Annotated in this window: 4 protein-coding genes; 2 read left to right on the top strand and 2 right to left on the bottom strand. The window is 60.4% G+C overall.

The window, feature by feature from the left end:
- Positions 1 to 211 (top strand): DUF1698 domain-containing protein (locus ABYO54_RS13785; protein WP_372808825.1); only part of this gene is annotated, 211 nt, incomplete at its 5' end.
- A 309-nt stretch (positions 212 to 520) separates the two neighbouring features.
- Positions 521 to 1,342, top strand: a complete 822-nt coding sequence (locus ABYO54_RS13780; protein WP_372808824.1) for a hypothetical protein — start codon at positions 521 to 523, stop codon at positions 1,340 to 1,342.
- Between the two features lie 611 nt (positions 1,343 to 1,953).
- Here the strand turns inward: ABYO54_RS13780 and ABYO54_RS13775 are convergent.
- Complete coding sequence (locus tag ABYO54_RS13775; RefSeq protein WP_372808826.1) at positions 1,954 to 3,054, bottom strand: sodium ion-translocating decarboxylase subunit beta; 1,101 nt, start codon at positions 3,052 to 3,054, stop codon at positions 1,954 to 1,956.
- Between the two features lie 396 nt (positions 3,055 to 3,450).
- The coding region (locus tag ABYO54_RS13770) for a biotin/lipoyl-containing protein (protein ID WP_372808823.1) at positions 3,451 to 5,165 on the bottom strand (1,715 nt) is incomplete at its 5' end.

The following is a 5,165-nucleotide window of genomic DNA, read 5'->3' as shown; positions in this document are numbered from 1 at the left end:
ATCGATCCCGACGCTTGAACGCTGGCTCAAGCGTTGCGGCCTGCGCGACATCCGCACGGTGGACATCAACACGACCTCCATCGAAGAGCAGCGCTCCACCGACTGGATGACCTTCGAATCCCTACCGGACTATCTTGATCCAACCGACCCCTCCAAAACGGTCGAGGGCCTTCCCGCCCCCAAGCGCGCGGTGGTGGTGGCCACGGCATGAAGGGAACGCCCAAGCCTTCGATGAACCTCTCGCCCGAAACCCGCCGCCAAAAGTTACAAAAAGGAAAAACCGGCACCCCGAACTCTCCGGTTTTGTTGCAGGATTGCGAAACCGAACGACCGCACGATCATAGACAAACCCCGCGGATCTTCGCATCCCTCCGAATTTCGCCAAGCGCAGGATTGTTCCGATAGTGCCGCCTTGCATGGCACCATTAATGCTTTAACATGTCTTTATGTTGTGTAGTTCATAAATAAAAGAACAAACCCCCTTGCCGCCGCGAATGGTTGCAATTTTAGGAGATTGAGTATGGTTAAGAAGTCTATCGTTTCAGGAACGGTTGCATTGTATATCGCCCTCGCGAGCCCGTCTTGGGCAACCGTGATCCAACACATTGGCAACTATTCCGAATGGGGAACCGTTACGTGGAATGCGATCGAAGGGCTGGATGATGCCGATGACGGCGTCGCCGAGCAGCTCGATTTTGTGGGAGACAGCACCTCGCGGGGAGCCTACTGGGGCATCGACAACCACTACGTCTATTTCCGGATGCGCCTTGATGTTGGATTGGACCCTTCTTTTACGGACGCCCACTTGGTTTTGTTCGACGTGGTTGGAGACGCCACGCCCGATTACGCCTTTTCATGGGACAGCAAATCGAATGACACAGATGGCCACGGTCTGGAAATGTCCATTCTCCTTTCCTCCGACGGAACCTGGGGCGGAACCAAAATGGATGACATCGATGGAAACAATGCAAAGAAAGGCACCAACGACATCAACGGCGACGGACGCGACACGGATGGCTATGTGCAGACAACCGATGGCATTGCAAGTGATTCCTTCGGAACGACGACCTTCCTGGATTTTGCGGTATCCCTCTCCTACCTCTCCAACAATGTCCCCGCGATGGTCCAAAACACAAACTGGAAAGTCCAGTTCGGCAGCATTGCCAATGCCACGGACCACAATGTGCTGTCCGCCGACATTGCCGGAGGACAGAATCTCGGTTCAACCATCACCGCGGCCTCGTGGAGCGAAGCCATCGCAATCCCGGAACCGGCGGCCGCAACCCTCATCATCGGATTCGGCCTGAGCGTGATCTTCGGACGCCGGATCTTCATGGGCTAGGCTCCGTACAACAAACAAAGGCGGCGGAAGCATGAACCCGCCCCTCGATATTCTTGATCGCCAGAGGCGCTTCGGTAACGGAGCGCCTCTTTGGCTATGGTGCCGCGCGCCCGATCTCCCGCCCCACCTGCCGTTGCCGAACGGCCCACAAACGTCTAAACCGATCCCGCCGCAACCGGAACCAAAAGCAACTCGGACGAACAAGCCTCACGATGATACAGAGGACTCGTGCCGGCCGTATTTCTTCGGCATCTTCTGCCCAACGATTCAAGAAGCCTCTTCGTTGCGGCCTGACGGTCATGAACCTGCCCTCGGCAAGCAGACGGGGTATCTGTTCCGAAGGGCGGAAACGGTTGACGAAGGAGGCTTTCCGCCGCGCCACGGGGCGCTTCAACGCGACCAGGGACGACGGCCGACGTCAGCGAGCGGAGAGGCGCTGCCGGAGCACCGGGAGTAAATTCCCGAGCTCCGAAAACGAAAAATCCGCAGCCCTGTGGAAAGGTCTGCGGATAGATCGAGGGAAGGCGCCCGCAACCTCGTTGGAAACGTTGCGTCGCGGGGCGACCCTTTTCGAGATGCGAGGCAGGCCCGTACGCCTGCCTCGCAGTGGTTTAGCCCACGAGGGCCAGCAACACCCCGGCGGCCACGGCGGAGCCGATGACGCCGGCCACGTTCGGGCCCATGGCATGCATGAGCAGGAAGTTCTGCGGGTTGGCTTCGAGACCGACCTTGTTGGAAACACGGGCGGCCATCGGAACGGCGGATACCCCGGCGGAACCGATCAGCGGGTTGATCTGGTCCTTGCTCAGCTTGTTCATCAGCTTGGCCAGCAGTACGCCGGACGCGGTGCCGATGACGAAAGCGCCGAGGCCGAGGCCGAGGATGCCGAGCGTCTGGACGTTCAGGAACTTGTCGGCGGCCAGCTTGGAGCCGACGGCCAGGCCGAGCATGATCGTAACGATGTTGATCAGCGCGTTCTGGGCGGTGTCGGACAAACGGTCAACGACGGCGCATTCCTTCATGAGGTTGCCGAGCATGAGCATACCGATCAGCGGCGTGGCCGAAGGCAACAACAACAGGCAGAGCAGGAGCACCAGCAACGGGAAGACGATCTTCTCGGTCTTGGAGACATGGCGCAGCTGCTTCATTTCAATCGCGCGTTCGGCCTTGGTGGTGAACAGCTTCATGATCGGCGGCTGAATGATCGGCACCAGCGCCATGTAGGAGTAGGCCGCAACGGCGATCGCCCCCAACAGGTTCGGCGACAGGCGCGACGCCAGGAAGATGGCGGTCGGGCCGTCGGCCCCACCGATGATACCGATGGCGGCGGCGTCTTCGAGCGTGAACAGGCCACCCATGAACGTGGCCCCCAGCAGGGCAATGAAGATACCGAACTGCGCGGCGGCACCGAGCAAGGCGGTCTTCGGGTTGGCCAACAGCGGTCCGAAGTCGGTCATGGCCCCCACCCCCATGAAGATCAGCAGCGGGAACACGCCCGACTCAACCCCCACGGTGTAGAAATAGTACAGGAAACCGCCCGGCTGGCCCGGCATCGGTCCCGCCGCGATTCCGGCCATCGGAATGTTGGTCAGGATGGCACCGAAACCGATCGGCAACAGCAGCAACGGCTCAAAGCCCTTGGCAATGGCGAGGTAGATCAGCAGCAGACCCACGAGGATCATCACGAACTGCCCAGCGCCTTCCGGCAACAGCGTGCTCTTTACAAAGCCCGCGGCTTCCGCCTCTTCAACCTTATGCGTCAGCGAGTCGATCAGCGACTGCTCGACGCCATGCGCCTTGTGGATTTGATCCATCGCGCCGCTGAAATGCCCCGCGGCAATTTCGGCCTGTACGGTTTTTTCCAACGCGGCCTGGTAGGCCTCGGCTTTTTCTTCCTGCGTCTGCGGGTTGAAGAAGCGGTAGATGCCGGTTTCCCGGCCCAGCTTCTGGAACCCCTTGGCAATCGAAATATGATGCTCGGTCTTCGCGCCTTCCGCCGGGCAACAGGCCTCCTCGGCCCGTACCTGGACGGCGCCGCCGATGACGGCGGCAGCGAGAAGTCCCATGGTTATGAATTTCTTCATGGTTTAAATTCTCCGTTCGTTCTCTTAGTTGATGGATGCCATGGCTTCGCCGGCGGTAACCTGTGCGCCCGCTTCGGCGGCGATGGAGGAAATGGTGCCGCCGGAGGCCGCCTTCACTTCAACTTCCATCTTCATGGCTTCAACAATGAAGAGCACGTCGCCTTCGTTCACGTGGTCGCCGATGCTCACCAGCACCTTGATGACCTTCGCATTCATCGGCGCTTTCACCTCGATGGAGTCGGCGGATTCGTGCGCAACGGTCGCCGAGCCGGAGGTTTCGATGCCGTCGGCCACGCCGATGTCGTAGGACTTGCCGTTGACGGTGGCCTTGTCGCCCTTGACTTCAACGGCGAACTTCTTGCCGTTGACGGAAACCGTGTAGCCGCCGTCGCCGCCCGCTGCCGCGGCCGGAGCCGCAGCCGCCGGCGTGAGCGCGCCCTTGCGAACGCCGTTGATCTTGGCTTTGCCGAGCAGGAAGTCGATGCCCTTCTGCTTGCAGGCCGCGGCGATGAAGATGTTTTCTTCGCACAGGTCGGTGATGCCCGCATCGGTCAGCATTTTCTTGGCGGCCTCGACGCCCTTGTTCGGGTTGGCATCGTTCAGGTCGACCGGGTTGGCCGTGGTCGGCTCAAGCTCGAGCTTCTCGGAAGCGATCTTGACGATTTCGGGATCGGGGGCGACCGGCGTCTTGCCGAAGTAGCCGAGAACCATCTTGCCGTAACCTTCGGCAATCTTTTCCCACGGTCCGAAGATGACGTTGTTGAACGCCTGCTGGAAGTAGAACTGGGAAACCGGCGTCACGGACGTTCCGAATCCGCCGCGGCGAACCACTTCGCCCATGGCGTGGATGCAGTCTTCGTATTTGTCCATCATGTTGTTGTCGCGCATCATCTGCGTGTTGGCCGTCAGTGCGCCGCCCGGCATCGGGGACCACGGAATCATCGGCTCAACGGCCTTGGCTTCCGGAGGCATCATGTAGTCGGCCATGCATTCCTTGAAGACGGTCTCGGCGTGCATCATCTTGTCGATATCGATGTCGAGTTCGTAGTCTTCGCCGCGCAGGGCGTGCCACAGCGTCGCAACGTCGGGCTGGCAGGTGCCGCCGGAGGCCGGAGCCATCGAGCAGTCGACCTGGTCGGCGCCGGCCTTGATGGCGGCGAGATAACCCACGGTGCCGACACCGGCGGTTTCATGGGAGTGGAAAACGATCTTGCAGTCGCCCGGCAACATTTTGCGGGCCATCTGGATGGTTTCGTAGACCTTCTTCGGTGCGGAGGTGCCGGAAGCATCCTTGAAGCAGACGCTGGTGAACGGGATCTTCGCATCGAGAATGTTCTGCAGGGTCTTCTGGTAGAACGCCACGTCGTGTGCGCCGGTGCACCCGGGAGGCAGTTCCATCATCGTCACCACGACTTCGTGGTTCAGGCCGTGGTTGGTGATGGAGCGACCGGAGTCGATCAGGTTGTTGACGTCGTTGAGGGCGTCGAAGTTGCGGATGGTGGTGATGCCGTGCTTCTTGAACATCTTGGCATGCAGGTCGATGATGTCGCGCGACTGGGAGTCGAGGCCCACCACGTTGATTCCGCGGCCGAGCGTCTGCAGGTCGGCATCGGGGCCGGCGGCGGCGCGGAACTTGTCCATCATGTCGAAGGCGGACTCGTTGCAGTAGAAGAAAGGAGCCTGGAAGCGCGCGCCTCCGCCCGCTTCGAAGTGGGTCTGTCCCGCTTCCACGCAGGCCT

The organism is Pontiella sp. (genome assembly GCF_041622395.1).
Taxonomy (GTDB): Bacteria; Verrucomicrobiota; Kiritimatiellia; order Kiritimatiellales; family Pontiellaceae; genus Pontiella.
Note: the sequence above shows the minus strand (reverse complement) of the source record. Positions and strands in the feature narration are given on the sequence as shown.

Coding starts and splice junctions, on each gene's coding strand:
- ABYO54_RS13780 (WP_372808824.1), top strand. CDS start 521: ATGGTTAAGAAGTCTATCGTTTCAGGAACGGTTGCATTGTATATCGCC.